The organism is Nocardioides insulae DSM 17944, assembly GCF_000422825.1.
Lineage (GTDB): Bacteria > Actinomycetota > Actinomycetes > Propionibacteriales > Nocardioidaceae > Nocardioides > Nocardioides insulae.
Map to the genome: position 1 here is coordinate 910,024 of NZ_KE383928.1, position 26,081 is coordinate 936,104.

Genomic DNA, 26,081 nt, shown 5'->3' on the forward strand with positions numbered 1-26,081 from the left:
CGGCTCCGCGAACCCCCGGTGGGGCACGCGGAGCCGGGCCGGTCTCGGGCGGGCGGTCAGCGGAGCCGGCGACCCAGACCGATGATCCCGCGGACGCCGGCCAGCGAGCGGGAGATCGACGCGGTGGCGTCGGTGTCGGGGAGCAGGTGATCGGCGAGCTGCTCCGCCTGGCGCACGCGCCGGTCCGCGGTCGCGAGCGCGCCGACGTCCGCGGCGGCCTGAGCTCGTTCGAGACGGTTCACCAGGAGGCGGGTCACGATGGCCGCGCCCGGCCTCGCGTTGTCCGTGCTCCGGTCGCGGACCACGTCGACGGCGTCGGTGAACCAGGACGGATCCTGGGCGAAGTCGGCGGGCAGGTGCCCCGCCTCCACGGCGGCACGGGCGGCGGAGACCACGGCCGCGACGTAGGCCTTCTCGTCCGGGTAACGCTGGGCGAGGTCGCCGTCGGGGATCGGTACGGAGCTGCCGTCCAGGAAGCAGAAGCCGGGCCCGGTGTTCAGGCCGGAGTTGATCCGGGTGGGCACCTCCTGCTGGGCCAACCGGATGCCTCCGGTGGCCAGACCGAGATCGTCCCGGGCGACGCCGTCCCCGGTGAGGTCGATCGGCGGCGCGGAAGGCGGCGCGGTGCCGTCGCTGACCCAGTCGGTGACGTGGTCGTAGACCGCGCCCTGGACCAGGTGCTGGGGCAGGCGGGATCCGGATGGGAGATCACAGGTCTGCGGCGTACCCGGGTAACCGCCGGGGGCGCTGCCGACGTCGCGGATCCGCAGCCGGCCGTAGTCGGTGATCAGCTTCCAGTCGCCGTGTGAGGCCCCGGCGACCTCCCAGATGCGGAGCAGGTCGGTGTCCGGCTGCCGCTGGGCGGCACCGAGGAGGTTGATGGCGAGATCGGTCTCGCTGTTCAGCTTGAACACCGGGGTGGCGAGGTCGGGGCGGATCGCGCCACCGCCGCCGTGCAGCACCACGGCGTCCACGACCCCGGCGATCGGGTCGACCGAGTTGACGTACTGCCACAGCCGGCCGGCCGACTGGGAGTGCCCGGTCGCGATCACCTCGTCCGCCCGCAGTCGGCCGAGGGGAGCGTGTCGTGAGGTGTCGCGCACCGCCTGCACCGCCTGGGAGAAGACGTCCCAGGAGAGGCTGTCGTCGGTGATCGTCCCGCCGTCGGTGAGGTCGAGGGAACCGTAGCGGTCGGGGTTCCAGGCGCGGAGGCCGGTCGCGGAGTGCACACCCGCCCGCTGTGCGGAGACCCCGACCCAGGCGTAGCCCTGGCGGACCAGGTGCTCATGGGTCTGGAACCAGTCCACCTCCTGGTCCCACTGATTGCTGACGTTGTACCACTCCGCGATCACGGTGCCGTTGAACGCCGAGGGCCGGCTGGGACGCCGCACCACGATGCGGGTGGTGTAGTCGTGCCCCTCGCTGCGGACGCTCGCGTCCCCGACTCCGTCGGCGGCGTAACTGGTGGCCTCGCCGCTGATCAGGAACTCCTCCTCGACGTAGCCGTGGCCGGCCAGGTCGTAGTCCGTGGCGAGGAACGGGTGGTTGCGACCGCCGTCGTCCGGATCTCCTGCGGGGAGTGGGCCGACCACCTCGGGCGTGGGGACGCTCGCGGCGGATCGGCCCTCCGGTGGACTCGGGGTCGCCGCGGTCGGGCCGGTGGTGCCGGTCAGTAGCAGTGCCGCGCCCAGGGCTGCGGCGCTCGCTCTCGTGGTGAGGGTCATGACGTCCCATCGGCTCGAGACGGCCCGGCGGTCCTGGCGAGGGCGCCGGGAGGACGAGTGCGAGGCTAGAGTGACCTGGGTCACTTCGTCCAGCAGCTTGACGAACTCCGCAGGACGAGTGCAAATGCGTCAGAGGGGTCGGGCGCCCACGATCCGCAGCGCCAGGGCGGCGTAGGCGTCGCCGACGTCCTCGGGGGTCCAGGAGCCGTCGGTGCGATACCAGCGGGCGATGTCGACACCGAGGGAGAGCAGGGCGGTGGTGGCCAGCCCCGCGTCGGGTACGTCGAACTCGCCGGCCGCGACGCCGCTCTCGACCAGGTCTCGCATCCGCTGGTCGATGGCCTGGCGGAGCTCGACGATCTCGCGATGGTGCTCGGGGCTCAGGGCGGAGAGTTCGTAGTTGACGATGCGCGCTCGGGTGCGGGCGTGCGCGTGGTGGACGGCGAAGACGCGGACCAGTTCGTGCAGTTGTCGGGTCGGGGTCTCCTGGGAGGCGACCGCCTCGTCCATCGCGTCCAGGGTGCGCTGGTGGGCCTCCTTGGAGATCTGGTGGAGCAGTTCCTCCTTGGAGCGGTGGTGCACGTAGAGCGCGGCCGGGCTCATCCCGGCGGCCGAGGCGATGTCTCGCGTCGTCGTCCCGTGGAAGCCCTTCTCCGCGAAGGCCGAGACCGCGGCATCGATGAGTCGGGCTCTGCTGGTGTCGGCTCGGGTGGCCTGGTCGGTCATCGGCGGCTCCGATCGTGGCTGGTGTGGGTCGCTGCGCCGGCCGCGGGCGGCCGGTCATTTTGTCCCTTCGGACGGTTGACGCTCTCGCTTCGATTAGGGCACTGTGATGGCTATCATAAGCAAGCGCTTAGTCACTGGGAAGGACCTCGATGGATCAGAACATCGGCCGCCGCTTCGAGGGTCGCACCGCGATCGTCACCGGTGCCAGCCGCGGGATCGGATTCGCGATCGCGGAACGTCTCGTCGCCGAGGGTGCCAAGGTCGTCATCACCGCCCGTAAGCCCGAGCCGCTCGCGGAGGCGGTCCAGGCGCTGGGTGGGCCCGAGCACGCGCTGGGCGTGGCCGGCAAGGGCGACGACGCCGACCACCAGGCCGAGGTGGTCGCCACCACCATCGAGACCTTCGGCAGTGCCGACCTGCTGGTCAACAACACCGGGATCAACCCGGTCTACGGCCCGATGATCGACCTGGATCTCGCCGCGGCCCGCAAGATCGTCGAGGTCAACTGCCTCTCCGCGCTGGCCTGGACCCAGCAGGTGCACGGCGCCTGGATGAAGGAGCACGGCGGCAGCGTGGTCAACGTCGCCTCCGTGGCCGGCCTGCGGCCCGCCCCGGGCATCGGCTTCTACGGCAGCAGCAAGGCGATGCTGATCCACATCACCCAGGAGCTCGCGGTCGAGCTCGGCCCCGACATCCGGGTCAACGCCGTCGCGCCGGCCGTGGTCAAGACCAAGTTCGCCACCGAGCTCTACGAGGGCAAGGAGGAGAAGGTCGCCGCGGCGTACCCCCTCAAGCGCCTCGGTGAGCCCGAGGACATCGGCAGCGTGGTGGCCTTCCTGCTCTCCGAGGACGCGGCCTGGATGACCGGCCGGGTGCTCACCATCGACGGTGGCGTCACCCTCACCGGTGGCGTGTGATGGCCGCTGAGGACACCGGTCCCGTGCGTGGCCGGGGCGTGGTCGTCACCGGTGCCGGACACGGGATCGGGCGTGCGCTGGCGACCCGCCTGGCCGCCGAGGGCGCGCACGTGGTGGTCAACGACCTGGACGCCGACGCCGCGGTCGCCGTGGCCGCCGAGATCGGCGGGTACGCCGCTCCCGGCGACGCCGCGAGCGAGGAGGGCGTGGCCGCGCTGGTCGAGTCCGCGCGCAAGGAGCTCGCCGCCGACGGCGTCGGCATCGACGTCTGGTTCGCCAACGCCGGCATCGACCGTGGCCACGGACTGGAGTCCAGCGAGGCCGACTGGGAGGCGATCCTCCAGGTCAACGTGATGGCCCACGTCCGGGCCGCCCGGGCGTTGGTGCCGGAGTGGCTCGAGCGCGGAGACGGTGAACCCAAGGGCAGGTTCGTCGTGACGGCGTCCGCGGCCGGCCTGCTCACCATGCTGGGCTCGCCGACGTACTCGGTCTCCAAGCACGGCGCGGTGGCCTTCGCGGAGTGGCTCTCGGCCACCTACCGCCACCGCGGGCTGGTCGTGCAGGCCATCTGCCCCCAGGGCGTGCGCACCCGGATGCTGCAGAACTCCGGCGAGTTCGAGGATCTGCTCAGCCACGACGTCGCACTCGCACCCGAGGACGTCGCGGAGGCGGTGTGGCAGGCGCTCCAGGACGACCGGTTCCTGATCCTCCCGCACCCGGAGGTGGCCGGCTACTACGCCGGGCGGGCCCAGGACACCGACCGCTGGCTGGGGGGCATGAACAAGCTCCAGCGCAAACTGGAGGAGGCCCGCCGATGACAGCACAGGTGGAAGCGGTCGTCTTCGACTACGGCGGCGTGCTCACGACCCCCATGCGCGGCTCCATCCGGGCCTGGCAGAGCGCTGAGGGGATCGACCCGTCGACCTTCACCAACACCCTGCGTGCCTGGCTCGGGCGCAACGCGCCACGTGGCACACCCCTGCACCGGCTCGAGACCGGCGAGCTCGACACCGACGAGTTCGACGTCCTCCTCGCCGCCGAACTCCGCACCCTGGACGGCGGCCCGGTGGTGGCCGAAGGACTGCTCTCGCGGCTCTTCGCCGGCACCGAGCAGGAGCAGGCCTCCTGGCAGCTCGTCCGAGACCTGAAGACGGCCGGCGTCCGGGTGGCGCTGCTCTCCAACAGCTGGGGCAACCGCTACCCCCGCGAGGAGATCGACGCGCTGTTCGACCCGGTCGTCATCTCCGGCGAGATCGGTCAGCGCAAGCCCGATGCCGCCATCTTCGAGTTGCTGCTGGACAAGCTCGGCACCGCCCCCGGCGCCGCCGTCCTGGTGGACGACGCGGAGCCCAACATCCTCGGTGCCGAGGCGGTGGGGATGCGCGGGATCCTGCACGCCGACCCGGCCACCACCCGCCGGGCATTGGCCGCGCTGGTGCCCGGCCTCGACCCCGAACCGCTCCCGCACCGGAGCGACCAGTGATCTCACCGACCCAGGAGACGACCCCGGACATGACCCAGGACAGCAGCCAGCCCAACGGCCCGGACGCCGGCAGCGAGCGCCAGGACCCGCCCGGCCTCGACCTCGGTCGGCTCGGGCCGTGGTTCGCCGAGAACGTGCCCGGCGCGGGCGACTCGCTGAGCGCCCGGCACATCTCCGGGGGCAAGTCCAACCTCACCTACGAGGTCAGCGACGGCACCACCAGTTGGATCATCCGTCGGCCACCGCTCGGACACGTGCTCGCCACCGCCCACGACATGGGCCGGGAGTACACCGTGATGACCGCGCTGCGCGACACTCCGGTGCCCGTGCCCACCACCTACGCGCGCTGCCAGGACGAGAGCGTCACCGGTGCCGACTTCTACGTGATGGAGAAGGCCGCAGGGGTGCCCTACCGGTTCGCGACCGAGCTCGAAGGGCTCGGCAAGGACCGCACCCGGGACCTCTCCAGCCGGCTGGTCGACATCCTCGCGGCTCTGCACCAGGTCGACCCGGCCTCGGTCGGGCTCGGGGAGTTCGGCCGTCCGGAGGGCTTCCTCGGTCGGCAGGTCAAGCGCTGGAAGAAGCAGCTGGAGGCGTCGTACTCGCGCGACCTCCCGGCGGCCGACGAGCTGCACCGGCGGCTGGCCGAGTCGATCCCGGCCGAGCAGGCGCCCGGCATCATCCACGGTGACTACCGGCTCGACAACGTGCTCACCGACAGCTCCGGCGACAGCGACGAGATCACCGCCGTGATCGACTGGGAGATGGCCACCCTGGGCGACCCGCTCACCGATCTCGCCCTGATGATCCTCTACAAGCGGCTCGGCGATCAGGGCGGCAGCACCGTCGCGGACGCCTCCTCGGCCCCAGGCTTCCTCAGCGAGCAGGAGATCGTCGACCTGTACGCCCGGACCAGCACCCGCGATCTGAGCGACTTCGGCTGGTACCTCGGGCTGGCGGCGTACAAGCTCGGCGCGATCCTCGAGGGAATCCACTACCGCTACATCAACGGGCAGACCGTCGGCCCCGGCTTCGACAAGGTCGGCGACTCGATCCACGGACTGTTGCAGACCGGTCTCGACGCGCTCGACGCCCGCTAATCCACCAGGAGCATCAATGGAATTCACCTTCGACGCCCGGACCGAGGAACTGCGGTCCGAGCTGCTCGACTTCATGGACGAGCACGTCCAGCCCGCCGAGCCCGTCTTCGCCGAACAGCACGCGGCCCTCGAGGACCGGTGGGCCTGGGACTCGGTCCCGGTCCTCGCCGAGCTCCGCGCCGAGGCCAAGCGGCGCGGGCTGTGGAACCTCTTCCTGCCCGGTGAGGACGGCGCCGGCCTCACCAACCTGCAGTACGCCCCGCTCGCCGAGATCAGCGGCCGCGCGGGCCGGCTCGCCCCACCGGCGATGAACTGCTCGGCCCCGGACACCGGCAACATGGAGGTCCTCTCCATGTTCGGCACCGAGGCCCAGAAGAAGGAGTGGCTCGAGCCGCTCCTGGCCGGCGAGATCCGCAGCGCGTTCGCGATGACCGAGCCGGACGTCGCCTCCTCGGACGCGACCAACATCTCCACCCGGATCGTCCGCGACGGCGACTCGTACGTCATCTCCGGGCGCAAGTGGTGGATCTCGGGTGCGATGAACCCGAACTGCAGGGTGCTCATCACGATGGGCAAGACCGACCCCGACGCGGAGCGGCACAAGCAGCAGTCCCAGATCCTGGTGCCGACCGACCACCCGGACCTCGAGATCAAGCGCGGCATGGAGGTCCTCGGGTACGACGACTCCGACCACGGCGGCCACGCCGAGCTGGTCTTCCACGACGTCCGGGTGCCGGTGGAGAACCTGATCGGCGAGGAGGGGAGCGGTTTCGCGATCTCCCAGGCCCGCCTCGGCCCCGGCCGGATCCATCACTGCATGCGGGCCATCGGCGTCGCGGAGCGTGCCATCGAGCTGATGTGTGCCCGGGCCGAGGAGCGGCGTCCGTTCGGGAAGGCGCTCTCCGAGCAGGGCGTCGTCCGCGACTGGATCGCCGAGTCGCGGGTCAAGGTCGAGCAGTTGCGGCTGCTCACCCTCAAGGCCGCCTGGCTGATGGACACCGTCGGCAACAAGGGCGCGCACACCGAGATCCAGGCGATCAAGATCGCGGCACCGTCCACGGTCGGCTGGATCCTCGACAAGGCCATCCAGGTGCACGGCGCCGGTGGCCTCTCGCAGGACTTCCCGCTGGCCAACATGTACGCCCACAGCCGCACCCTGCGGTTCGCGGACGGGCCGGACGAGGTGCACAAGAACGCCCTGGCCCGTGCCGAACTCAAGCGGCAGGCCCAGAAGAGGGAGGAGAGGGCATGAGTACGACGATCGATCAGGACCAGCTCAGGCAGAGGGTCACAGACTTCCTGACCGAGCACGACCCCAGCACGCTCAGCACCGACGAGGAGCGCCTGGAGTGGCTCCGGGCCCGGTACGACGCCGGGCTGGCGTGGGTGAACTTCCCCGAGGGCCGCGGAGGTCTCGGGCTGCCGCGGGAGTGGCACCTCGAGGTCGAGAAGGCCTTCGCCGCGGCGGGGGCACCCAGCAACAACCCCCGCAAGAACGGCATCGGCCTGGGCATGGCCGCGCCGACGATCCTCGGATTCGGTACGCCCGAGCAACTGGACCGCTTCCTCAAGCCGCTGTGGGTGGGCGAGGAGATCTGGTGCCAGCTGTTCAGCGAGCCGGGCGCCGGGTCCGACCTGGCCGCGGCCGCGACCCGCGCGGTCAAGGACGGCGACGAGTGGGTCATCAACGGCCAGAAGGTGTGGACCTCCGGGGCGCACAACGCCGACTGGGCGATCCTGGTGGCGCGCACCGATCCCGACGTCCCCAAGCACCGCGGTCTGAGCTACTTCCTGTGCAACATGCGCGACCCGGGCGTCGACGTACGTCCGCTGCGGCAGATCACCGGTGAGGCGGAGTTCAACGAGGTCTTCCTCACCGACGTCCGCATCCCCGACGCGCACCGCCTCGGCGAGGTGGGCGAGGGCTGGAAGGTCGCCACCTTCACCCTCAACAACGAGCGCGTCGCCATCGGTGGCGGCGCCACGCCGCGCGAGGGCGGCATGATCGGCAAGGTCGCCCAGACCTGGCGGGAGCAGCCGGAGCGCCGCACCCCCGACCTGCACGACCGGCTGATGCGGCTGTGGGTCGACAGCGAAGTCATGCGGGTGACCGGCCAGCGACTGCGGCAGAAGCTCGCCGCCGGCGAGCCCGGCCCGGAGGGCTCGGCGATGAAGCTGACCTACGCCAGGGTCAACCAGCAGCTGAGCGGTCTCGACCTGGAGATCCAGGCCGAGGACGGGCTGCGCTACGGCGACTGGACCATGGTCCGGCCGGAGAAGACCGACATGCTCGGGCGCGACGCCGGCTTCCGCTACTTCCGTGCCAAGGGGAACTCGATCGAGGGCGGCACCTCCGAGATCCTCCGCAACGTGGTCTCCGAGCGGATCCTCGGACTGCCCGGTGAGCACCGCGTCGACAAGGACGTTCCCTTCAAGGAGATCCCCCGATGAACCAGCCGCAGAGCCCGAAGCAGCCCGCGAACCTCGACCTGCTCTACACCGAGCTCGAGGACGACCTGCGTTCCTCGGTCAGCGCCCTGCTCGCCGACAAGTGCGACCCGCACCGGGTCAAGGCGCTCTACGACGGCGACGGCGCGCTCGGCGAGGAACTCTGGCCCGCCCTGGCCGGCGAGCTCGGCCTGGCCGGCCTGCTGGTGCCCGAGGACCTCGGCGGTGCCGGTGCCACGACACGCGAGGCCGCGGTCGTCCTGGAGGAGATCGGCCGCTACACCGCGCCGGTGCCCTTCCTGACCAGTGCCGTCGTGGCGACCACCGTGCTGCTCGACGAGCACGCCACCGAGGCCGCCCGTGCGCTGGTGGGGGAGCTCGCCGCCGGCGAGAAGACCGCCGCACTGCTGGTGCCGTTCAGCTTCGGCCCGGACACCGACCTGGCCCGGGCCGCGGTCTCCGGCGGCACCCAGGTGCGCAGCGTGGCCGGTGCGCTGGAGGCCGACGTGCTGTTGGTCCCGGTCGCCGTGGACGGTGGCCTGGAGATCCGCGCCGTGGCAGCCTCCTCCGCCACGGTCGACCCGGTGGTCTCGCTGGACATGTCGCGACCGCTCGCCGACGTGACCCTCGCCGAGGTGACCGGTGATGTCGTCGTACCGGCCGGCTCGGGGAACCAGGCCGTCCGGCGGGCCCTGCTCACCGGCGCCGCGCTGCTCGCCTCCGAACAGCTCGGGGTGGCCCAGTGGTGCCTCACCACCACCCTGGCCTACCTCAAGGAACGGCGTCAGTTCGGCCGCGTCCTCGGTGGGTTCCAGGCGCTCAAGCACCGGCTCGCGGACATGTTCGCCGCGGTGGAGTCGGCCGGTGCCAGCGCCCGGTACGCCGCCGCGGCCCTCGCCGCCGGTGAGGACGAGGAGATCGCCACCCGGGTGGCGGCGTCCTTCTGCAGCGAGACCGCCCTGGATGCCGCGGAGGACGCGATCCAGTTGCACGGCGGCATCGGCATGACCTGGGAACACTCGGCGCACCACTACCTCAAGCGCGCCAAGTCCTCCCACATCGCGCTCGGCACCCCGGGCGCCCACCGTGCCGCCCTCGCCGATCTGGTGGAGCTTCCCGCCAGCTGACCGCGCACGATCGGGGCCTCGACGGGCCCGGCCGAGGTCACCTCGGTCGGGTCTGTCGGGGCCTTCGTGCTGTCTGATCCGTCAGGTCACGATCGGCCCACGCCCAGGCCACGGGCAGGCCACGGTCAGGGCGGAAACGGCTCAGAGATCGAGGGCGATGAGGGCGAGGCCGAGCAGCATCCGGTCGCGGGCGTCGCTGAGGGTGCGCCCGGTGAGCTCCTGGAGTTGCCGGCTGCGGTAGATGACGGTGTTGCGGTGGCACTCCAGCGCCTCGGCGGCGTGCGTCGGTGAGAGATCGTGGGCGAGGAGGGCGCGCAGGGTGTCGAGCAGGGTGGCTGAGTGTCCGGGGGCCTGGGCCAGCACCGGACCGAGCACCTCGCGCACCAGGAGCTGGGACGCGGCGGGGGCAGCGGTGAGCAGGACCTCCGGCAGCCTGTCCTCGACGTTGACCACGTCGACGTGGTCGCGCGAGACGGTCTCCGCCGCGCGGCAGGCGAGCTGGTGGGCAGTGGAGAAACCGGCCAGTCCTTCGACGGCGGCGGCCACGCCGACCCGGCCGTGGGCGCACGGCAGGAGCAGCGGCACCAGGTCGGAACCGGTGAGCTCACCGAGCCGGACCAGGCCGAAGAGGGTCTCCCCGCGCACGTGCCAGAACGACGCCAGGCCGGCCGCGTCGAGCCGGTCCTCGGGGCTGCGCAGGGGATAGTCGACGCTCCCGTCGAAGGGGGCGGCCACGCAGGCGATCGGTTCATCGACGGTGACCCCGAGGATGTCGTGGGCCTCCGCGGCGAAGGCGGGGTCGCTGCCCCGGCCGTCGACCAGGGCGACGAGCACCCTGCCCTGCCGCTCCAGGTCGCGACGGGCCAGCAGCGCCGACTCCTGTCGGTAGGCGGCGATGACCGTGGAGTTCTGCAGGTCCAGGTGACCCCACAGCCACTGCCCGGCGACCACCAGCACGCGGTCCCCGACCGCGACCTCGCGGGCGTCCACCTTGTCCAGCAACGCCTCCCACAGCATGCGGGTGCCGACGGCGTACCCGTTCAGCATCGTCTCCAGTGGGCAGCCGATCCTGGCCTGGCGGCGGGCGTGCTCACGCCACAGGTGCTGGGGCTCCTGGCCGGGCTCGCCGAGGCCGGCCATCGCGGCGAGCCCCCGCTGCATGTGCTCGCGAATGTCGGCCTGGAACTGCGCCTTGGCGGCCGGCCCGGCTCCGTCGTACAGCTCCTGGTCGGTGGTGATCAGCGTCTGGGAGACCCGGTCACCGATCGCGTCGGCGTCCTCGAGGAGCGCGGCCCAGGCCCGCTCGACCTCCAGACGCATGCGCTGCCGGCCATGGGCATGGGGATGCGCGTCCGGCGTCACCGTCATGGGCGGCACCTTTGCACGTGGTGCACAAATCGAGCAAGGGTCGGCCCCGGCTCCTGGGACGGAACGCCGATGGAATCATGCACTGCGCCCAGGTGCGGCGTGGTTCGTCCGACCCGGGGAGGACCCGTCGGCGCTCTACCCTGGGCCCATGAGTCCCGAGAGCCGCGCAGCCGCCCTGGACGTCATGACCGGCGCGACGGGGGAGGCGGAACTCGACGTGCTCGTGGTCGGTGGCGGCATCACCGGCACGGGTGTCGCCCTCGACGCCGTCACGCGCGGGCTCTCCACCGGCCTGCTCGAACAGCGCGACCTCGCCTCCGGCACCTCCTCGCGCAGTTCGAAGCTGATCCACGGCGGACTGCGCTACCTGGAGATGCTCGATGTCACGCTGGTGCGCGAGGCGCTGCGGGAACGCAGCCTGTTGCTCACCCGACTGGCCCCGCACCTGGTCCGCCCCGTGCCCTTCCTCTATCCGTTGACCCATCCGTGGTGGGAGCGGCCCTACGTCGGCGCGGGGCTGGCCCTCTACGACGGGTTCGCCTCGCTGGGAGGGGCGCCGAGAGGTGTGCCGCGGCATCGCCATCTGAGCCGGCGCGGGGTGGCCAGGATCGCCCCCGACCTGCGCACCGAGGCGATCACCGGCGCGATCCGCTACTACGACTGCCAGGTCGACGACGCCCGACTGGTGCTCGCCGTGGCCCGCACCGCCGTCCACCACGGGGCGCAGGTGGCGACCCGGGTGCGGGTGACGGGGTTCCTGCGCGAGGGCGAGCGGGTGGTCGGCGTACGCGCCCGGGACCTCGAGCACCACCGCGACCTGGAGGTCCGGGCCCGGGTGGTCATCAACGCGGCCGGCGTGTGGACCGACGACATCCAGGACCTGGTGGGGGGACGCGGGGCGCTTCGGGTCCAGGCGTCCAAGGGCATCCACCTGGTGGTGCCGCGCGACCGGATCCGCTCCTCGGCCGGTTTCATCCTTCGGACGGCCACGTCGGTCCTGTTCGTGATCCCGTGGGGCCGGCACTGGATCATCGGCACCACCGACACCGCCTGGGATCTCGACAAGGCGCATCCGGCGGCGAGCCGGACCGACATCGACTACGTGCTCGGCCAGGTCAACGCCGTCCTGCGGGAGCCGCTCGGACCGGCCGACGTCGAGGGCGTCTACGCCGGCCTGAGGCCGCTGCTCTCCGGCGAGTCCGAACCCACCTCGAGGATCAGTCGCGAGCACACCGTGGTCACGCCGGTGCCCGGGCTGGTGATGATCGCCGGAGGCAAGCTGACCACCTACCGGGTGATGGCCGAGGACGCCGTGGACGCCGCCGGGCACTCGCTGGCCACCACGACCGACCTGCGGGTCGGCGCCTCGGTCACCGACCAGGTGCGTCTGCTCGGCGCCGACGGCTTCGAGGCCAGACGCAACCAACGGGTCCGCCTGGCCCGGCGCAGCGGACTGCACGTGAGCCGCATCGACCATCTGCTGGACCGATACGGCGGGCTGATCGACGACCTGCTCGCCCTCGTCGCCGACCGGTCCGACCTTCGGGCGCCACTCGCCGGCGCCGAGGACTACCTCGCGGCCGAGGTGGTCTACGCCGTCACCCACGAGGGCGCGCTGCACCTCGACGACCTGCTCGCCCGTCGTACCCGCATCTCCATCGAGACCTTCGACCGGGGCGTCTCCGCGGCCCCCGGAGTCGCGGCGCTGATGGCGACCGAGCTGGGCTGGGACGACGCCCGCCGGGACGCCGAGGTCGACCACTACCTCCGCCGGGTCGAGGCCGAACGCCGCAGCCAGGCCCAACTCACCGACCAGGAGGCCGACGAGGCCCGCGTCCAGGTCAGCGACTTCATGCCCGACTGATCCTCATCCCCCTCCCTCGACCGTTCACTGGGGCCGTGTGGACGGTCGAGTCGGTCCTCGTGGACGGTTGAGTCGGCGGTCGCGGGGAACTGACTCCCAGGGCGTGGCAGTTGATCGGCATGAGGCCCGACCCGATGGTCCGGGAAGCCCGATTTCGACGACCCGGGTGCCCACTCAACGGTCCGGAGGCCCGAGTCGATCAGCCGAACCAGGAGAGGGTGCGGCCGTGGCCATGGGCCCAGGCGACGGCCTGCCCGTCGACGGCGAGACAGAAGGGGTGCGGGGAGGAGGGGGCGGGACCGGTCGCGGTGAGCCGGGGGAGCACGGTCTGGCCCTCGAGACTGATCCAGTGGCAGCGTCCGGCGGCGACCAGGGAGCTCATCCGCTCGTGGAAGCGGGCACGATCGGGCTCCTCGAGGTAGGCGATCACGGCGCTGTGCTGGACCACCGGCACTGCGCCGGAGGACTCGGCCAGGGCGAGGGCGTCCTCGAGCCGGTCGAACAGGTCACCGCCGAGGAGTTGGGCGGGGGAGCGTCGGGCGACCTCGACCGCGGCGCGGAGGCGGGCGCGGCGGCCCTCCTGTTCGGGCCAGACCAGCGTGAGCAGCCAGTCCATGTCCTCCTCCGAACGTACGTCGAGCGGGTGCTGGTCGACCCCGATCCGGGCGGCGATCCGGGGATGGACGTCCGGCACCGGCAGGGCCCCGCGGGTGGAACAGTCCAGCACGGGCCCGCCGCTGCCGGTCAGCGTGCCTACGCCCCAGTCGTAGTCGAAGCCGTCCGGGTGCAGGCACAGCCCGGCGCTGGTGCCGAGTTCGACCAGGGCGAACGGACCTTCGCCGAGCGTGGCCAGCGCGGGGGTCAGGGCGGTGAGCCGACCGACCTCGTTGGTCTGGGTCCGCCGGGTCCGGACCGTGTCGAGGATCGCCTGCTGGTCGGGACCCAGCAGGGCGGCCCGCAGGCCGGCGTACGGGCCGGGGGCGGGGACCCCGTGCCACCGTGCCGCGGCGAAGACCAGGTTGGCCTGCTGCTTCTCGGTGGGGAGGGTGGCGAGGACGGCGAGGACCTCGGGGTCCTCGGCGGTCCGCGCGGCCCACTCGGCGAAGCAGGGTGAGTCGGCCATCATGGCCGCATGGTCGCGGTAGCTCGCGGCGATGTCGGACTGTTCTGGGACGGGGCGCATGAGGTCCTCCGGACGGGCGGTGCTGAGGCGCTCAGCCTGCACCTCGGCCGGCACCCTGCCTAGACGTAGCGGGGTGAGGTGTCGCTCACTAGGGTCGTGGCATGAACTCTTCCTCCTCCTCTTCCTCCGGTGGGTCGATGGTCGGAGGGCCGGCCGACCCCGAGCACGACCCCGCTGCGACCTACGCACTGGAGCCCGACGAGGTCGCCTCGCTGACGCGTCGACTGGTCGCCACGGCGGGGGAGACGGCGGTGTCGGTCTCCCCGTTGGACGGTGCGCCGTTGGCGCACATCCCGCAGTCGAGCGACGCCGACGTCGACGAGGCCTTCCGGCGGGCGCGGTCCGCGCAGAGGTCGTGGGCACGGACATCGTTCGCCGAGCGGCAGGAACTGCTGCTGCGGCTGCACGACCTGGTGCTCGACCGGCAGGCCGAGATCGTCGATCTGATCGTGCTGGAGTCCGGCAAGGCCCGTAAGCACGCCTTCGACGAACCGCTCCACATCGCGCTCACCGCCCGCTACTACGGCCGCACTCTCGGCAGCCACCTCGGCACTCGGCGGGTGCCGGGCGCCCTGCCCGGGCTGACCCGGGTCGAGGTCGCTCACGTCCCGAAGGGGGTCGTCGGGGTCATCTCGCCGTGGAACTACCCCTTCACGATGGCGCTGTGCGACGGGCTGGCCGCGCTCGCGGCCGGTAACGCCGTGGTGATCAAGCCGGATGCCCAGACGATGCTCAGTGCGCTGCTCGCCGCGCGACTGCTCGATGAGGCCGGGTTCCCACCGGACGTGTGGCAGGTCGTGGCCGGCGACGGCCCGCAGGTGGGTGGCCGGATCGTCGGCCAGGCCGACTACATCTGCTTCACCGGTTCCACCGCGACCGGGAAGCGGATCGCCGCCGGGTGTGCGGAGCGGCTGATCGGGTGCTCGCTCGAGCTGGGCGGCAAGAACCCCATGCTGGTGCTGCGGGACGCCGACATCGAGCGGGCCGCGGAGGGAGCGGTCCGGGCGGTGTACTCCAACGCCGGGCAGCTCTGCGTCTCGATCGAGCGGATGTTCGTCGCCGACGAGGTGTACGACCGGTTCGTCGACCGCTTCGTCGCCCGCACCGAGGCGATGACCCTGGGCGCCACCCTCGACTGGGGCAACGACATGGGTCCGCTGATCAGCCGGCGCCAGCTCGACGTCGTGACCGCCCACGTCGAGGACGCCGTCGACAAGGGCGCCCGGGTGCTCACCGGCGGCCGGGCGCGACCCGACCTGGCGCCGTACTTCTTCGAGCCGACCGTGCTGGAAGGGGTGACTCCCGAGATGACCTGTTTCGACCAGGAGACCTTCGGACCGGTGGTGTCGCTCTACCGGTTCCACAGCGAGGACGAGGCGATCGCGCGGGCCAACGACGGCGACTACGGCCTCAACGCCGCGGTCTTCAGCCGGGACGGCGCCCGGGCCCGCCAGGTGGCCCGCCGGATCGTCGCCGGCACGGTCAACGTCAACGAGGCCTTCGCCGCCTCCTTCGCCAGCCTGGGCGCCCCGATGGGCGGCATGCGTCGCTCGGGGCTCGGCAGGCGGCAGGGTGCGGAGGGGTTGTTGCGCTACACCGAGTCGCAGACGGTCGCCACTCAGCGGCTGGTCCCGATGGCGCCGGCGTTCGGGGTCTCCGATGAGGCCTACGCGAAGATGATGAGCGCCGGACTGCGCCTGTTCCGCAAGCTCGGCCGGGCCTGAGGGTCGCCTGCCCCCCGCCGCGAGGGCGCGCGGGGGTCGCCGCGTTCCTCCCCGGGCTCGGCCAGGGGCCTCGACGGTTCGGCGCCCGGCGTACCGCGTCGATAGGATCCGCTCATGAGCGAGGCACCCGGGGCCCTCCCCGAATCCGCTGACCACGATCTCGTCCTCGTCGTCGACTTCGGCGCGCAGTACGCCCAGCTGATCGCGCGCCGGGTGCGCGAGGCCCGGGTCTACTCCGAGATCGTCCCGCACACGATGCCGATCGAGGAGATGCTGGCCAAGGGGCCGAAGGCGATCGTGCTCTCCGGCGGCCCCTCGAGCGTGTACGCCGAGGACGCGCCCGGCATCGACACCCGGCTCTTCGAAGCAGGCACCCCGATCTTCGGGATGTGCTACGGCTTCCAGCTGCTGGCCCAGGGCCTGGGTGGCGAGGTCGCCCACACCGGTGCGCGCGAGTACGGCCGCACCGCTGTGCGGGTCGGCCACGCCGGCACCCTGCTGGGCGGGATCCCGACCGAGCACCAGGTGTGGATGTCGCACGGCGACTCCGTCGTCGCCGCACCCGAGGGCTTCGAGGTCCTCGCGGCCACCGAGGTCACCCCGGTGGCGGCCTTCGAGCACGCCGAGCGCCAGATCGCCGGCGTGCAGTGGCACCCCGAGGTGCTGCACACCGAGCACGGTCAGCAGGTGCTCGAGCACTTCTTGTGGGACATCGCCAAGTGCCGCCAGACCTGGACCATCGGCAACATCGCCGAGGAGCAGATCGAGCGCATCCGCGAGCAGATCGGCGAGGACGGCCGGGCCATCTGCGGGCTGTCCGGCGGTGTCGACTCCGCGGTGGCCGCTGCGATCGTCCAGCGGGCCATCGGCGACCGCCTCACCTGCGTGTACGTCGACCACGGCCTGATGCGGAAGGGCGAGACCGAGCAGATCGAGCGGGACTTCGTCGCCTCCACGGGTGCGAAACTGGTGGTCGTCGACGCGGAGAAGCAGTTCCTGGACGCGCTCGCCGGGGTCAGCGATCCGGAGACCAAGCGCAAGATCATCGGGCGCGAGTTCATCCGCACCTTCGAGGCGGCGGAGCTGGACATCATCAAGGACGCGCCGCAGGGCACCAAGGTGCGCTTCCTGGTCCAGGGCACCCTCTACCCCGACGTGGTGGAGTCAGGCGGCGGCGCGGGCACCTCCAACATCAAGTCCCACCACAACGTCGGCGGCCTCCCCGAGGACCTCGAGTTCGAGCTGGTCGAGCCGCTGCGCACCCTGTTCAAGGACGAGGTCCGACTGGTCGGCGAGCAGCTCGGCCTGCCCCCGGAGATCGTCTGGCGCCACCCCTTCCCCGGGCCGGGCCTGGGCATCCGGATCATCGGCGAGGTCACCCGCGAGCGGCTCGACCTGCTCCGGGAGGCCGACGCGATCGCCCGCGCCGAGCTCACCCGGGCCGGTCTCGACCGCGACATCTGGCAGTTCCCGGTGGTGCTGCTCGCCGACGTCCGTTCGGTCGGCGTGCAGGGCGACGGCCGCACCTACGGGCACCCCGTCGTACTCCGACCGGTGACCTCCGAGGACGCCATGACCGCGGACTGGGCCCGGCTGCCCTATGACGTCCTGGAGCGCATCTCCACCCGGATCACCAACGAGGTGGCCGAGGTCAACCGGGTGACCGTGGACATCACCTCCAAGCCCCCGGGCACCATCGAGTGGGAGTGATCCCGGCGAGTTGACCTGGCTGGCCCGTCCTTCGAGCCTGCTCGGAGGACGATCCCACTCCGGGTGGGCCCCGCCTTCTATGGTGAGGTCGTGACCGCCACCCGGCTGCTCGCTGCCCTGTTGGGCCTCGCTGCCGCCGGTCTCCAGGCCGCGCTCCTCCTGTCCGCGGGCCCGGGGCTGTCGCCGGGCCCGTTCATCCTCGTGGTGGCCTGCGGCGCCGTCCTGTTCCTGCGCCCACGTACGGCGGCCGCGGTCGGGCTGGTCGCGGGAATTCTCGTGCTCGTCGCCTCCGCGGGCACGAGGCTCGGTGAGCACCTGAGCGGTGCGGAGGGCGGAGCCGTGCTGGCCGCACGGCTGCTGGAGGTGCTCGCGCTCGGTGCGACGATCGCACTGGCCGGTTACGGGCTGGCTCGGTGGCCGTCGGCGGCGAGCCCGGCCGGCCCCCGCGCCGACTCGCCTCGCGGACGTGCGGACGGGCGTCGCGCGGACTGGGGCCGGCGGGGTCAGATCGCCGCCTGTTGATCCTGTCCGGGGTGGGCGCGGAGTTGTTGGCGGCCTACGGCGACTCCACCGGCGACGTCGGTGGAGTCGCGTTCGCGCTGGTGTTCTTCAGTGCGTTGTACGGCGCCCCGGCCCTCCTGGCCCGCGAGGTGGTCCGGCGGCGCGGGTGGGGCTGGCCGAGTCTGCTGCTGGTCTTCGCGGCGCTGGGAGTGGCCCAGGCCTGCCTGATCGACCAGTCCCTCTTCAGCGCCCACTACCAGGGCTACGAGGGCTGGGAGGAGAGCCAGGAGCAGACCCGCATCCCGGTCCTGGGCGTGAGCGCCTTCAACGTGTGGTCGTTCGTCGGAGGCCACCTCATCTACAGCTTCGGGGCTCCGGTCGCGCTGGCCGAGGCGTGGCGGCCCGGCCAGGCCCGGCGCCCGTGGCTGGGTCCGATCGGCGTCGTCCTCGCCACACTTGCCTACCTCGGAGCGGCCCTCCTCATCCTCTCCGACCCGGAGTCCAGGTCGGGCAGTCCGGCTCAGCTCGCCGCCTCGGCGTGCCTGGTGATGGCGCTCCTCCTCGTCGCGGGTCTCCTCGGGCGAGGCTCGAGGAGAGTGCGGCGAGGAGATCCTCGCCCGCCGCTCGCGCCCTGGAAGGTGTGCGCAGCCGCCTTCCCCCTCGTCCTCGTGGGGAGCGTGTTCCCGCAGACCTGGGTCGGCTTCTCCGTCGGCGTACTGGCCGCCTCGGTGGTCGGGCTCGGCGCGCTGTACGCCTCGCGTCGCTGGGACTGGAACGCCCGCCACTGCGCAGCCGTGGCCCTGGCGTTCCTGCTCGTGCGGGGGCTGCTGGCCTTCACCTACTTCCCGCTCCTGGGCGACGTGACGCCCGGGCCGAAGTACGCCCACAACGTCGTGATGCTGCTGGCCGTGGTCGTGGCCGGTTGGCTCGGCGTGCGGGAGCGTGACAGCGACCCGCATCCGGGGTTCGAAGCGCCGGCCGAGGGCCGCCACCCTGAGGGTCAGCGCCCCGGTACGACGGGACCCTAGGCCGACACGCCCGCCCGGGTGCGGTCGCGGGTCCTCACCGTCGGGGCCCCGGTCATCGCGGCCTGAAGGATCGCGAAAGTTTCCTCCGGGGCGATGTCGAGATCGCCCGGGGAACGGCGACGCATGGGGGAGAGCACGATCCGACCCCATCCGAGGAGCCCGACATGACCACCCTCAGCGCCACATCCGCCACATCCGCCGCACCCGTGACCCGCACCACGCCCGGCCGGGCCGCGCGGAGCACCGGCTGGGTCCTCACCGGCCTGGTGACCCTCTTCCTGGCCTTCGACTCGATCACGCACCTCCTCCGGGTGCCACAGGTCGTCGAGGCCAACGAGGCGATGGGGGGTGCCGACTGGTTCCCCACCGTCTGCGGCGTCGTCCTGGCGCTGTGCCTGATCGCCTACCACGTGCCGGCCACGAGGGCGATGGGCGCGGTCCTGCTCACGGCGTACCTCGGCGGCGCCTGTGCGGCGAACCTGCTCACCCAGGCGCCGCTGGCCAACACCGGGTTCGCGATCGCCACCGCGGTGCTGGTGTGGGCCGGTGCCTGGCCCCGGGAGCCCAGGCTGCGGGCCCTGGTCGGCGGGTGAACCCTTGCCAGCCGCACCCGACCCCGAGACCATCGACGAGACCGCGAGGAGACAGCGATGAAGTTCATGACCATGGTCCACGAGACCAACCGCCCCAGTGACCAGCCGCCGGCGGAACTGTTCGCCGCGATCGGTGCCCTGCAGGCCGAGGAGTCCGCGAGCGGAGCGTTGGTCGAGGCCGGTGGACTGATGCCGATCGAGTCCGGGGCGGTGGTGCGGCTTGCCGGCGGCGCCGTCACCACCACCGACGGGCCGTTCGTGGAGACCAAGGAACTGGTCGGTGGGTACGCCGTCTACGACCTGCCGGACCTGGGTGCCGCGGTGGCCAAGACCGAGGAGTTCCTCGCGGCGCACCGGAACACCTGGCCGGGATGGGAGGGCTGGGTCGAGATCCGGCCGATGTTCGGCGGAGCTCCGGACTGAGCGTCCCGGAGGCGGCCGACCCACCCCGGGCTGCGGCCGCGGCGGTCGAGGAGGCGTGGCGCACCGAGGCGCCACGCCTCCTCGGCGCGCTGCTGCGGATCACCCGGAGCATGGACCGGGCCGAGGATCTCGCCCAGGAGGCACTCGCCCAGGCCCTGGTCGCCTGGCCCCGGGACGGCGTACCCGAGCGGCCGGGCGCGTGGCTGATGACCACGGCCAAGCGCCGGGCGATCGACCAGTTCCGCGCCGGGGAGCGCCGGCTGCGCGCCTATACCGAGGTGGCCGCCGGGCTGTCCGAGGCCTACGAGGCGGAGTTCGACGAGGCGCTCTCCGCGGACCGGGTCGAGGACGACGTTCTGCGGCTGATGTTCACCTGCTGCCACCCCGCGCTGACCCCGGACACGCGGACCGTGCTCACCCTGCGGATGGTGGCCGGGCTCAGTACCCGCGAGATCGCCCGCGCCTACCTGACCACCGAGGCCACCGTCGCCACCCGGATCTCACGCGCCAAGCGCACCCTGGCGGATTCCGACACTCCGCTGCAGGAACCCGATGCCCCCGGGCGAGCCGACCGGCTGGCCTCGGTCAGGGCGGCCATCTACCTCCTCTTCAACGAGGGGTACGCCGCCACAGGTGGCGCCGACTGGACCCGCCCCGACCTCTGTGCCGAAGCTGTGCGGGTGGCGCGCCTGCTGGCGGCGTTGACGCCGGGCGATCCGGAGGCCGCCGGACTGCTCGCGCTGCTGGAACTGCAGTCCTCCCGCCTGCCCGCCAGGATCGACGCCTCCGGCTCGCCCGTCCTGCTGGCCGACCAGGTCCGCGCCCGCTGGGACTCCGACGCCATCGGGCGCGGTCTCGGCGCACTCGGCTCGGCGCGCGACCAACTCGGCACGGCCGAGGCCGGCCCCTACCTCATCCAGGCGGCCATCGCCGCCGAGCACGCCCGCGCCGCCTCGATCGAGGCGACCGACTGGGCCCGGATCGCAGCCCTCTACGCCAGGCTGGCGGTGGTCACCGACTCGGTCGTGGTCGAGCTCAACCGCGCGGTCGCGCTCGGTCGCGCCCACGGCCCCCTGGCCGGCCTCGCACTCACCGACGAACTGGTCAGCGGCGGCAGGCTGGCCTCCTACCACCTGCTCCCGGCGGTCCGCGGTGACCTGCTGGAACAACTGGGCCGTCGTGAGGAGGCGGCCGCCGAGTTCCGCCGCGCCGCGGACCTGGCCGGCAACGACCAGGAACGTGCACTCCTGCGTGACCGGGCCGAACGGGCCGCCGGTGCTCGGCCGGGGAATCCCGGACAGTAGGCCACCCCTGCGGCAGGGGTTGTCGCACGATCCGGCACGGCCCCAGCCAATCCCAGGGGGCAGAAACTCCGGCCCAGGGGCTGACCTTACGAAGGGCGTGGGGCGTCGAGGAGCTGGGTGTTCTCCGCGGCGAGGAGGACGGCGCCGACCAGGCTGGCACGCTCGCCGAGCTCGCTGGCGAGCACGGGGGTCTGGGCGACCGCGTCGAGGGCGTGCCGGCGGAGTCCTTGGCGGACGGCGTCGAGCAGGAGGTCGCCGGCACGGGCCATGTCACCACCCATCACCACCACCTCGGGGTCCAGCAGGTTGACCAGGCCGGCGAGCCCCCAGCCGAGGTGGAGCCCGGCGTCCTCGAAGGCGCGTCGCGCAGCGACGTCACCGGACCGGCCGGCGGCGACGGCGTCATCGATCGTCGCCTCGGCAGGCAGGTGGTCGGCGAGCAGGTCCAGCACGTTCTCCGCGGAGCAGTAGGTCTCCAGACAGCCCCGGCCGCCGCACCGGCACAGCGGTCCGCTCTCGTCCAGGGTGAGGTGACCGAGCTCGCCCGCGGTGCCGTGCGCACCATCGAAGAGCTCGTCGTGCACCATGATCCCGGCCCCGACGCCGGAGGAGAGCTTGACGAACACCGAGGAACGGGTCCCGCGGGCCCGTCCGCGCCGGTGCTCGGCGAGCGCGCCCAGATTGGCGTCGTTGGCGACGTCGACGGTGCAGCCGAACGCCTCCTCGGCGGCCGCGCGGGCATCCACCTCGCGCCAGCCGGGCAGGATCCCCGCCGAGCGTACGACGGTGCCCGCGACCGGGGCCGGCACGGCCATCCCGATCCGGCGCAGCTGGTCCCTGGCGATCGGCTGGCCGAGGTCGGCGAGCAGGTCGTCCAGCAGGCCGGTCGCGAGCGCGAGCGAACTGTCGTGGGCATGGGTGGCGGCCAGCGGCCGGCGTACCTGAGCGAGCAGGTCGCCGGTGAGATCGGCGATGGCCACCGAGACGTGCCGGTGCCCGAAGTCCACGCCGGCCACGAGGCCGGCCGAGCGGGCCAGCCGGACCGATGAGCCACGGCGTCCGCTGCCGGAGCGGACCTCGACCAGGCCCAGCTCGGCCAGCCCGCGCACGATGTTGGAGACGGTGGCGGGGGCGAGCCCGGTCTGTCGCGCGAGCGCCGCCTGGGTGTGAGCGCCGCCGCCGCGCAGGGCCGCGAGCACCCGCTCCTGGTTGGCGGTGCCGAGCGACGCCGTGGAGCCGGGGGCACGCGGCGTCGTGGTCGGCATGGCGGTCACTGTCCCAAGGTGGTGGGGGATGGTCAAGACGTGACCATATAGGGGATTCAGTGACGCGAAGGTCACGAATTGTGTTCGACTCTTGACCGCAACATTGTGCCGTCTGACACTTTGACCACCACCCGGGGCGGCGTCGGCCGCCCTTTGTCGTGAGGAGAAGATCGTGTCCATATCCCACCCCCGCAAGCGCGCCGTACGCCGGTCGGTGGCGCTCGGCTTCGCTGCCCTGGTCGCCCTCGGCAGCCTGGCGGCGTGCTCCGACCCCAATGAAGGTGAGGGCGGCGACAGCGGCGGCGGCGACAGCGCGACCATCGCCCTGCTGCTGCCGGAGTCCAAGACGACCCGGTACGAGACCTTCGACCGGCCGCTGTTCGAGGACAAGGTCGCTGAGCTCTGCTCGGAGTGCGAGGTCACCTACTTCAACGCCGACCAGGACGAGGCCAAGCAGAGCGAGCAGGTCGACAGCGCCATCACCCAGGGTGCCGACGTCGTGGTGCTCGACCCGGTGAACGGCGCGGGCGCCGGCGGCATGGTGACCGCGGCCCAGGACGCCGACATCCCGGTCATCGCCTACGACCGGTTCATCGAGGGCGTCGACTACTACATGTCCTTCGACAACGAGACCGTCGGGCAGTTGCAGGGCCAGGCGCTGGTCGACGCGATGGGCGACAAGGGGAGCATCCTGATGCTCAACGGCGCCCCGAGCGACCCCAACGCCGCGCAGTTCAAGGCCGGTGCCCACAGTGTGCTCGACGGCTCGGGGGTGAAGATCCTGGAGGAGTACGACAACCCCGACTGGAGCCCCGAGAACGCGCAGAAGTTCGTCACCGACCAGATGAGCAAGTACAAGCCCGCCGACATCCAGGGCGTGTACGCCGCCAACGACGGTCAGGCGGGCGGCGCGGTCGCGGCGCTCACCGGTGCCGGTTTCCAGGCCGACGCCCTGCCGCCGATCACCGGACAGGACGCCGAGCTCGCCGCGATCCAGCGGATCGTGGCCGGTCAGCAGGCGATGACCATCTACAAGCCGATCAAGATCGAGGCCGAGACGGCCGCCGAGGTCGCGGTCAAGCTCGCCCAGGGTGACGAGGTCGGTGACACCAGTGACACCGGCGTCGACCAGACCGAGTACGAGGGCGTCGCGTCGTTCATCTTCGACCCGATCGTGGTGACCACCGACAACATCGCGGACACCGTGATCGCCGACGGGTTCTACTCCGCCGACGAGATCTGCACCGACGAGTACGCCGACGCGTGTGGGGCGGCCGGGATCTCCTGATGACCCTCAGCACTTCTGAGACCCGTGGGGACAGGACCGGCGAGCCGGTCCTGTCCCTGACGGGGATCGACAAGCGTTTCGGCGCCGTCCAGGCGCTGACCGACGTCGGCATCGAGGTCCATGCGGGCGAGGTGGTGGCTCTGGTCGGCGACAACGGTGCCGGCAAGTCGACCCTGGTCAAGATCATCGCCGGCGTGTATCAGGCCGACGCGGGCACCATCTCCGTCGGCGGTACCCAGGCTCACATCGACGACCCGTCCCAGGCCCAGGAGTTGGGGATCGCGACGGTCTTCCAGGATCTCGCCCTGTGCGACAACCTGGACGTCGTCGCCAACCTCTTCCTCGGGCAGGAGAAGCACACCGCGACCGTGCTCAACGAGGTCGCCATGGAGACCGAGGCATGGCGTCTGCTGCGCAGCCTCTCGGCGAAGATCCCTTCGGTCCGGATCCCGATCGCCTCCCTCTCCGGCGGGCAGCGGCAGACCGTCGCCATCGCGCGGAGCCTGGTCGGCGACCCGCAGGTGGTGCTGCTCGACGAGCCCACCGCCGCGCTCGGTGTCGCCCAGACGGCCGAGGTGCTCAACCTGGTCGAGCGGCTGCGTGAGCGCGGCCTCGGCGTGATCCTGGTCAGCCACAACATGGCCGACGTCCAGGCGGTGGCGGACCGGATCTACGTGCTGCGGCTGGGGCGCAACGCCGCGGAGTTCAAGGTCGAGGAGGCCACCACCGAACAGCTGGTCGCCGCGATCACCGGCGCCTCCGACAACGTCGTGGCCAGCCGCCGCCGGCGTACCGAGCAGGGCGGACAGAGCGTTGTCCAGGCCGAGAACCCCGAGGACCCCGAGGACGGAGGCGACCATGTCTGATTCGCGGTCTGATTCGCGGTCTGATTCGCGCACACAGTCCGCGTCCTCCACCGGAGGCGCGGAGGGCGCTGCGGCGGCCGACCTCGCCGACGAGCGGCTCATCCGCCGCGAAGGATTCGGCGGCTACGCCCGCAACCAGTGGGACAAGATCCGCTCCGGGGACCTGGGCAACCTGCCCGTCATCCTCGGACTGATCCTGCTGTGCATCGGCTTCTACCTCGCCGACCCACGGTTCCTGTCCTCACGCAACGTCGTGGCGATCATGCAGTTCGCCGCCCCCCTCGGCGTCATCGCGCTGGGCATCGTGCTGGTGCTGCTGCTCGGCGAGATCGACATCTCGGTGGGGTCGGTCAGCGGTGTCGCAGCGGGCGTGATGGCCGTGCTGTTGGTCAACCACGGGCTGTCCCTGGCGGTGGCGATCCTGTGCGGGCTCGGGGTCGGAGTCGCGGTCGGGTTGTTCTACTCGGCACTGTTCCTCTGGCTCGGAATCCCGTCCTTCGTCTTCTCCTTGGCCGGTTATCTGGGCTTCCAGGGCGTCCTGCTGTTCGTCCTCGGCGAGCAGGGCACGATCAACCTGCCCACCGACTCGGCCCTGCTGGACTTCTGCCGGCGGTGGTTCGTCAGCGGGACCGAGGCCTACCTGCTGATGGGCGCCACGGTGCTCGTCTACCTCGGCGCGCAATGGTGGCGCATCATCTCCCGCCGCCGGGCCGGGCTGAGCAGTGAGTGGCCCCCGATCGTGGTGCTCAAGACGGTGGCACTCGCCGTCGTCCTGTTCTTCATCGCCTACTGGGTGAGCATCGACCGGGGCATCCCCGGTCTGATGGTCTTCTTCGTGGTGCTGGTCGTGCTGATGGACCTCGTCCTGCGCCGCACCCGGTGGGGCCGGCACGTCTTCGCGGTCGGCGGTAACGTCGAGGCCGCCCGGCGGTCGGGCATCAAGGTGGCTGCGGTCTACGTGTCGGTGTTCGTGCTCACCGCCACCTTCGCCGCTCTGGGCGGACTGCTCCAGGCGGGTCTGCAGACCTCGGTCTCGCAGGCCAGCGGCACCCTGCTGACCAACCTGATGGCCATCGCGGCCGCCGTCATCGGCGGATGCAGTCTGTTCGGCGGCCGGGGTTCGGCGTACGCCGCCCTGCTCGGCGTCCTGGTCCTCCAGGCGATCGCCAACGGGCTCAACATCATCAACGTGCCCTCCGAGGTGCGCTTCATGGTGACCGGCGCGGTCCTGCTCGTCGCCGTGGCGATCGACTCGGTCAGCGGTCGGATCCGTAGTTCCAGCGGACGCGGTTAGCGGAGCACTGGTCGATACCGGCGCGCAGCAGGCCGGTATCGATCAGTGGTTCCTCAGGGACGCCCGGGTGTCCCGACACCTCGACGGGCTCGGTGGACGTGTGTCGTCTACCGGGCCCGTCGAGGCCGTTCGGGACGGCGTGCTT

General features: G+C 71.7%; 23 protein-coding genes. 18 read left to right on the plus strand and 5 right to left on the minus strand.

Features of this window, described 5'->3' with window-relative positions; genetic code table 11:
* Positions 1–56 precede the first annotated feature (56 nt).
* Both G515_RS21610 and G515_RS0114425 read right to left on the minus strand, forming a co-directional pair.
* A complete protein-coding gene (locus tag G515_RS21610; protein ID WP_051218399.1) occupies positions 57–1,724 on the minus strand; it encodes an alpha/beta hydrolase domain-containing protein in 1,668 nt (555 codons plus the stop codon).
* Between the two features lie 129 nt (positions 1,725–1,853).
* Positions 1,854–2,450: a TetR/AcrR family transcriptional regulator gene (locus G515_RS0114425; protein ID WP_028660702.1), complete on the minus strand. Its 597-nt coding sequence runs from the start codon at positions 2,448–2,450 to the stop codon at positions 1,854–1,856.
* Between the two features lie 149 nt (positions 2,451–2,599).
* Here G515_RS0114425 and G515_RS0114430 point away from each other — a divergent pair, with 149 nt between their 5' ends.
* From G515_RS0114430 to G515_RS0114460, 7 genes are read left to right on the plus strand one after another with little or no spacing between them, the layout of a single operon-like run.
* A complete protein-coding gene (locus tag G515_RS0114430) occupies positions 2,600–3,367 on the plus strand; it encodes an SDR family oxidoreductase (RefSeq protein WP_036555563.1) in 768 nt (255 codons plus the stop codon).
* Entirely contained in the window at positions 3,367–4,185 is an 819-nt protein-coding gene (locus tag G515_RS0114435; RefSeq protein ID WP_036555565.1) for an SDR family oxidoreductase, read from the plus strand. The genes G515_RS0114430 and G515_RS0114435 overlap by 1 nt, the downstream gene beginning before the upstream one ends.
* Positions 4,182–4,850 carry an HAD family hydrolase gene (locus tag G515_RS0114440; protein WP_028660705.1) on the plus strand — a complete coding sequence of 223 codons (669 nt, stop codon included), beginning with the start codon at positions 4,182–4,184 and terminating at the stop codon, positions 4,848–4,850. The genes G515_RS0114435 and G515_RS0114440 overlap by 4 nt, the downstream gene beginning before the upstream one ends.
* Positions 4,851–4,879: 29 nt before the next feature.
* Positions 4,880–5,950 carry a phosphotransferase family protein gene (locus G515_RS21615; protein ID WP_051218445.1) on the plus strand — a complete coding sequence of 357 codons (1,071 nt, stop codon included), beginning with the start codon at positions 4,880–4,882 and terminating at the stop codon, positions 5,948–5,950.
* A 16-nt stretch (positions 5,951–5,966) separates the two neighbouring features.
* Positions 5,967–7,202: an acyl-CoA dehydrogenase family protein gene (locus G515_RS0114450; protein ID WP_028660706.1), complete on the plus strand. Its 1,236-nt coding sequence runs from the start codon at positions 5,967–5,969 to the stop codon at positions 7,200–7,202.
* Positions 7,199–8,401 (plus strand): acyl-CoA dehydrogenase family protein, encoded by a 1,203-nt coding sequence (locus tag G515_RS0114455; RefSeq protein WP_028660707.1) that lies wholly within the window; start codon positions 7,199–7,201, stop codon positions 8,399–8,401. Before G515_RS0114450 ends, G515_RS0114455 begins: the two co-directional genes overlap by 4 nt.
* Complete coding sequence (locus tag G515_RS0114460; protein WP_028660708.1) at positions 8,398–9,525, plus strand: acyl-CoA dehydrogenase family protein; 1,128 nt, start codon at positions 8,398–8,400, stop codon at positions 9,523–9,525. The genes G515_RS0114455 and G515_RS0114460 overlap by 4 nt, the downstream gene beginning before the upstream one ends.
* Positions 9,526–9,666: 141 nt before the next feature.
* Here the strand turns inward: G515_RS0114460 and G515_RS21620 are convergent, their stop codons facing one another.
* Positions 9,667–10,893 carry a PucR family transcriptional regulator gene (locus tag G515_RS21620; RefSeq protein WP_051218400.1) on the minus strand — a complete coding sequence of 409 codons (1,227 nt, stop codon included), beginning with the start codon at positions 10,891–10,893 and terminating at the stop codon, positions 9,667–9,669.
* A 148-nt stretch (positions 10,894–11,041) separates the two neighbouring features.
* On the opposite strand from G515_RS21620, the gene G515_RS0114470 reads away from it, so the two are divergent.
* Positions 11,042–12,757 (plus strand): glycerol-3-phosphate dehydrogenase/oxidase, encoded by a 1,716-nt coding sequence (locus tag G515_RS0114470; protein WP_028660709.1) that lies wholly within the window; start codon positions 11,042–11,044, stop codon positions 12,755–12,757.
* A 199-nt stretch (positions 12,758–12,956) separates the two neighbouring features.
* Here the strand turns inward: G515_RS0114470 and G515_RS0114475 are convergent, their stop codons facing one another.
* A complete protein-coding gene (locus tag G515_RS0114475) occupies positions 12,957–13,982 on the minus strand; it encodes a DUF2332 domain-containing protein (RefSeq protein ID WP_245565411.1) in 1,026 nt (341 codons plus the stop codon).
* Between the two features lie 59 nt (positions 13,983–14,041).
* Here G515_RS0114475 and G515_RS0114480 point away from each other — a divergent pair, with 59 nt between their 5' ends.
* The 7 genes from G515_RS0114480 to G515_RS21635 all read left to right on the plus strand — a co-directional run bounded on the left by G515_RS0114480 (position 14,042) and on the right by G515_RS21635 (position 21,223).
* On the plus strand, positions 14,042–15,664 hold the full coding sequence (locus tag G515_RS0114480) for a succinic semialdehyde dehydrogenase (RefSeq protein WP_028660711.1): 1,623 nt from the start codon (positions 14,042–14,044) through the stop codon (positions 15,662–15,664).
* 114 nt (positions 15,665–15,778) lie between these two features.
* Positions 15,779–17,374: a glutamine-hydrolyzing GMP synthase gene (gene guaA / locus G515_RS0114485; RefSeq protein WP_028660712.1), complete on the plus strand. Its 1,596-nt coding sequence runs from the start codon at positions 15,779–15,781 to the stop codon at positions 17,372–17,374.
* Between the two features lie 90 nt (positions 17,375–17,464).
* Positions 17,465–17,896 (plus strand): hypothetical protein, encoded by a 432-nt coding sequence (locus tag G515_RS21625; protein ID WP_157571113.1) that lies wholly within the window; start codon positions 17,465–17,467, stop codon positions 17,894–17,896.
* 11 nt (positions 17,897–17,907) lie between these two features.
* The gene (locus tag G515_RS21630) at positions 17,908–18,903 is read left to right on the plus strand and encodes a hypothetical protein (protein ID WP_211221040.1); all 996 of its coding nucleotides are present in this window, start codon (positions 17,908–17,910) and stop codon (positions 18,901–18,903) included.
* Positions 18,904–19,067: 164 nt separating this feature from the next.
* Positions 19,068–19,496: a DoxX family protein gene (locus tag G515_RS0114500; RefSeq protein ID WP_028660713.1), complete on the plus strand. Its 429-nt coding sequence runs from the start codon at positions 19,068–19,070 to the stop codon at positions 19,494–19,496.
* A 57-nt stretch (positions 19,497–19,553) separates the two neighbouring features.
* Positions 19,554–19,919 carry a YciI family protein gene (locus G515_RS0114505; protein WP_028660714.1) on the plus strand — a complete coding sequence of 122 codons (366 nt, stop codon included), beginning with the start codon at positions 19,554–19,556 and terminating at the stop codon, positions 19,917–19,919.
* Positions 19,868–21,223 (plus strand): RNA polymerase sigma factor, encoded by a 1,356-nt coding sequence (locus G515_RS21635; protein WP_036555574.1) that lies wholly within the window; start codon positions 19,868–19,870, stop codon positions 21,221–21,223. Before G515_RS0114505 ends, G515_RS21635 begins: the two co-directional genes overlap by 52 nt.
* A gap of 86 nt (positions 21,224–21,309) precedes the next feature.
* On the opposite strand, the gene G515_RS21640 is transcribed toward G515_RS21635, so the two are convergent.
* Entirely contained in the window at positions 21,310–22,488 is a 1,179-nt protein-coding gene (locus tag G515_RS21640) for an ROK family transcriptional regulator (RefSeq protein ID WP_036555575.1), read from the minus strand.
* Between the two features lie 172 nt (positions 22,489–22,660).
* Here G515_RS21640 and G515_RS0114520 point away from each other — a divergent pair, with 172 nt between their 5' ends.
* From G515_RS0114520 to G515_RS21650, 3 genes are read left to right on the plus strand one after another with little or no spacing between them, the layout of a single operon-like run.
* A complete protein-coding gene (locus G515_RS0114520) occupies positions 22,661–23,776 on the plus strand; it encodes an ABC transporter substrate-binding protein (RefSeq protein WP_245565412.1) in 1,116 nt (371 codons plus the stop codon).
* A complete protein-coding gene (locus G515_RS21645; protein ID WP_051218447.1) occupies positions 23,776–24,642 on the plus strand; it encodes an ATP-binding cassette domain-containing protein in 867 nt (288 codons plus the stop codon). Before G515_RS0114520 ends, G515_RS21645 begins: the two co-directional genes overlap by 1 nt.
* Positions 24,635–25,936, plus strand: a complete 1,302-nt coding sequence (locus G515_RS21650) for a sugar ABC transporter permease (protein WP_084653594.1) — start codon at positions 24,635–24,637, stop codon at positions 25,934–25,936. The genes G515_RS21645 and G515_RS21650 overlap by 8 nt, the downstream gene beginning before the upstream one ends.
* The last annotated feature ends 145 nt before the right edge of the window (positions 25,937–26,081 follow it).

Bases quoted from the DNA above. Each gene is read 5' to 3' on its own strand.
- G515_RS21610 (WP_051218399.1), bottom strand. From the start codon at position 1,724: ATGACCCTCACCACGAGAGCGAGCGCCGCAGCCCTGGGCGCGGCACTG.
- G515_RS0114440 (WP_028660705.1), top strand. From the start codon at position 4,182: ATGACAGCACAGGTGGAAGCGGTCGTCTTCGACTACGGCGGCGTGCTC.
- G515_RS0114505 (WP_028660714.1), top strand. From the start codon at position 19,554: ATGAAGTTCATGACCATGGTCCACGAGACCAACCGCCCCAGTGACCAG.
- guaA (WP_028660712.1), top strand. From the start codon at position 15,779: ATGAGCGAGGCACCCGGGGCCCTCCCCGAATCCGCTGACCACGATCTC.
- G515_RS0114500 (WP_028660713.1), top strand. From the start codon at position 19,068: ATGACCACCCTCAGCGCCACATCCGCCACATCCGCCGCACCCGTGACC.
- G515_RS0114435 (WP_036555565.1), top strand. From the start codon at position 3,367: ATGGCCGCTGAGGACACCGGTCCCGTGCGTGGCCGGGGCGTGGTCGTC.
- G515_RS0114455 (WP_028660707.1), top strand. From the start codon at position 7,199: ATGAGTACGACGATCGATCAGGACCAGCTCAGGCAGAGGGTCACAGAC.
- G515_RS21620 (WP_051218400.1), bottom strand. From the start codon at position 10,893: ATGACGGTGACGCCGGACGCGCATCCCCATGCCCATGGCCGGCAGCGC.
- G515_RS0114430 (WP_036555563.1), top strand. From the start codon at position 2,600: ATGGATCAGAACATCGGCCGCCGCTTCGAGGGTCGCACCGCGATCGTC.
- G515_RS21640 (WP_036555575.1), bottom strand. From the start codon at position 22,488: ATGCCGACCACGACGCCGCGTGCCCCCGGCTCCACGGCGTCGCTCGGC.
- G515_RS0114460 (WP_028660708.1), top strand. From the start codon at position 8,398: ATGAACCAGCCGCAGAGCCCGAAGCAGCCCGCGAACCTCGACCTGCTC.
- G515_RS21650 (WP_084653594.1), top strand. From the start codon at position 24,635: ATGTCTGATTCGCGGTCTGATTCGCGGTCTGATTCGCGCACACAGTCC.
- G515_RS0114480 (WP_028660711.1), top strand. From the start codon at position 14,042: ATGAACTCTTCCTCCTCCTCTTCCTCCGGTGGGTCGATGGTCGGAGGG.
- G515_RS0114425 (WP_028660702.1), bottom strand. From the start codon at position 2,450: ATGACCGACCAGGCCACCCGAGCCGACACCAGCAGAGCCCGACTCATC.
- G515_RS0114450 (WP_028660706.1), top strand. From the start codon at position 5,967: ATGGAATTCACCTTCGACGCCCGGACCGAGGAACTGCGGTCCGAGCTG.
- G515_RS0114470 (WP_028660709.1), top strand. From the start codon at position 11,042: ATGAGTCCCGAGAGCCGCGCAGCCGCCCTGGACGTCATGACCGGCGCG.
- G515_RS21635 (WP_036555574.1), top strand. From the start codon at position 19,868: ATGGGAGGGCTGGGTCGAGATCCGGCCGATGTTCGGCGGAGCTCCGGA.
- G515_RS21615 (WP_051218445.1), top strand. From the start codon at position 4,880: ATGACCCAGGACAGCAGCCAGCCCAACGGCCCGGACGCCGGCAGCGAG.
- G515_RS21645 (WP_051218447.1), top strand. From the start codon at position 23,776: ATGACCCTCAGCACTTCTGAGACCCGTGGGGACAGGACCGGCGAGCCG.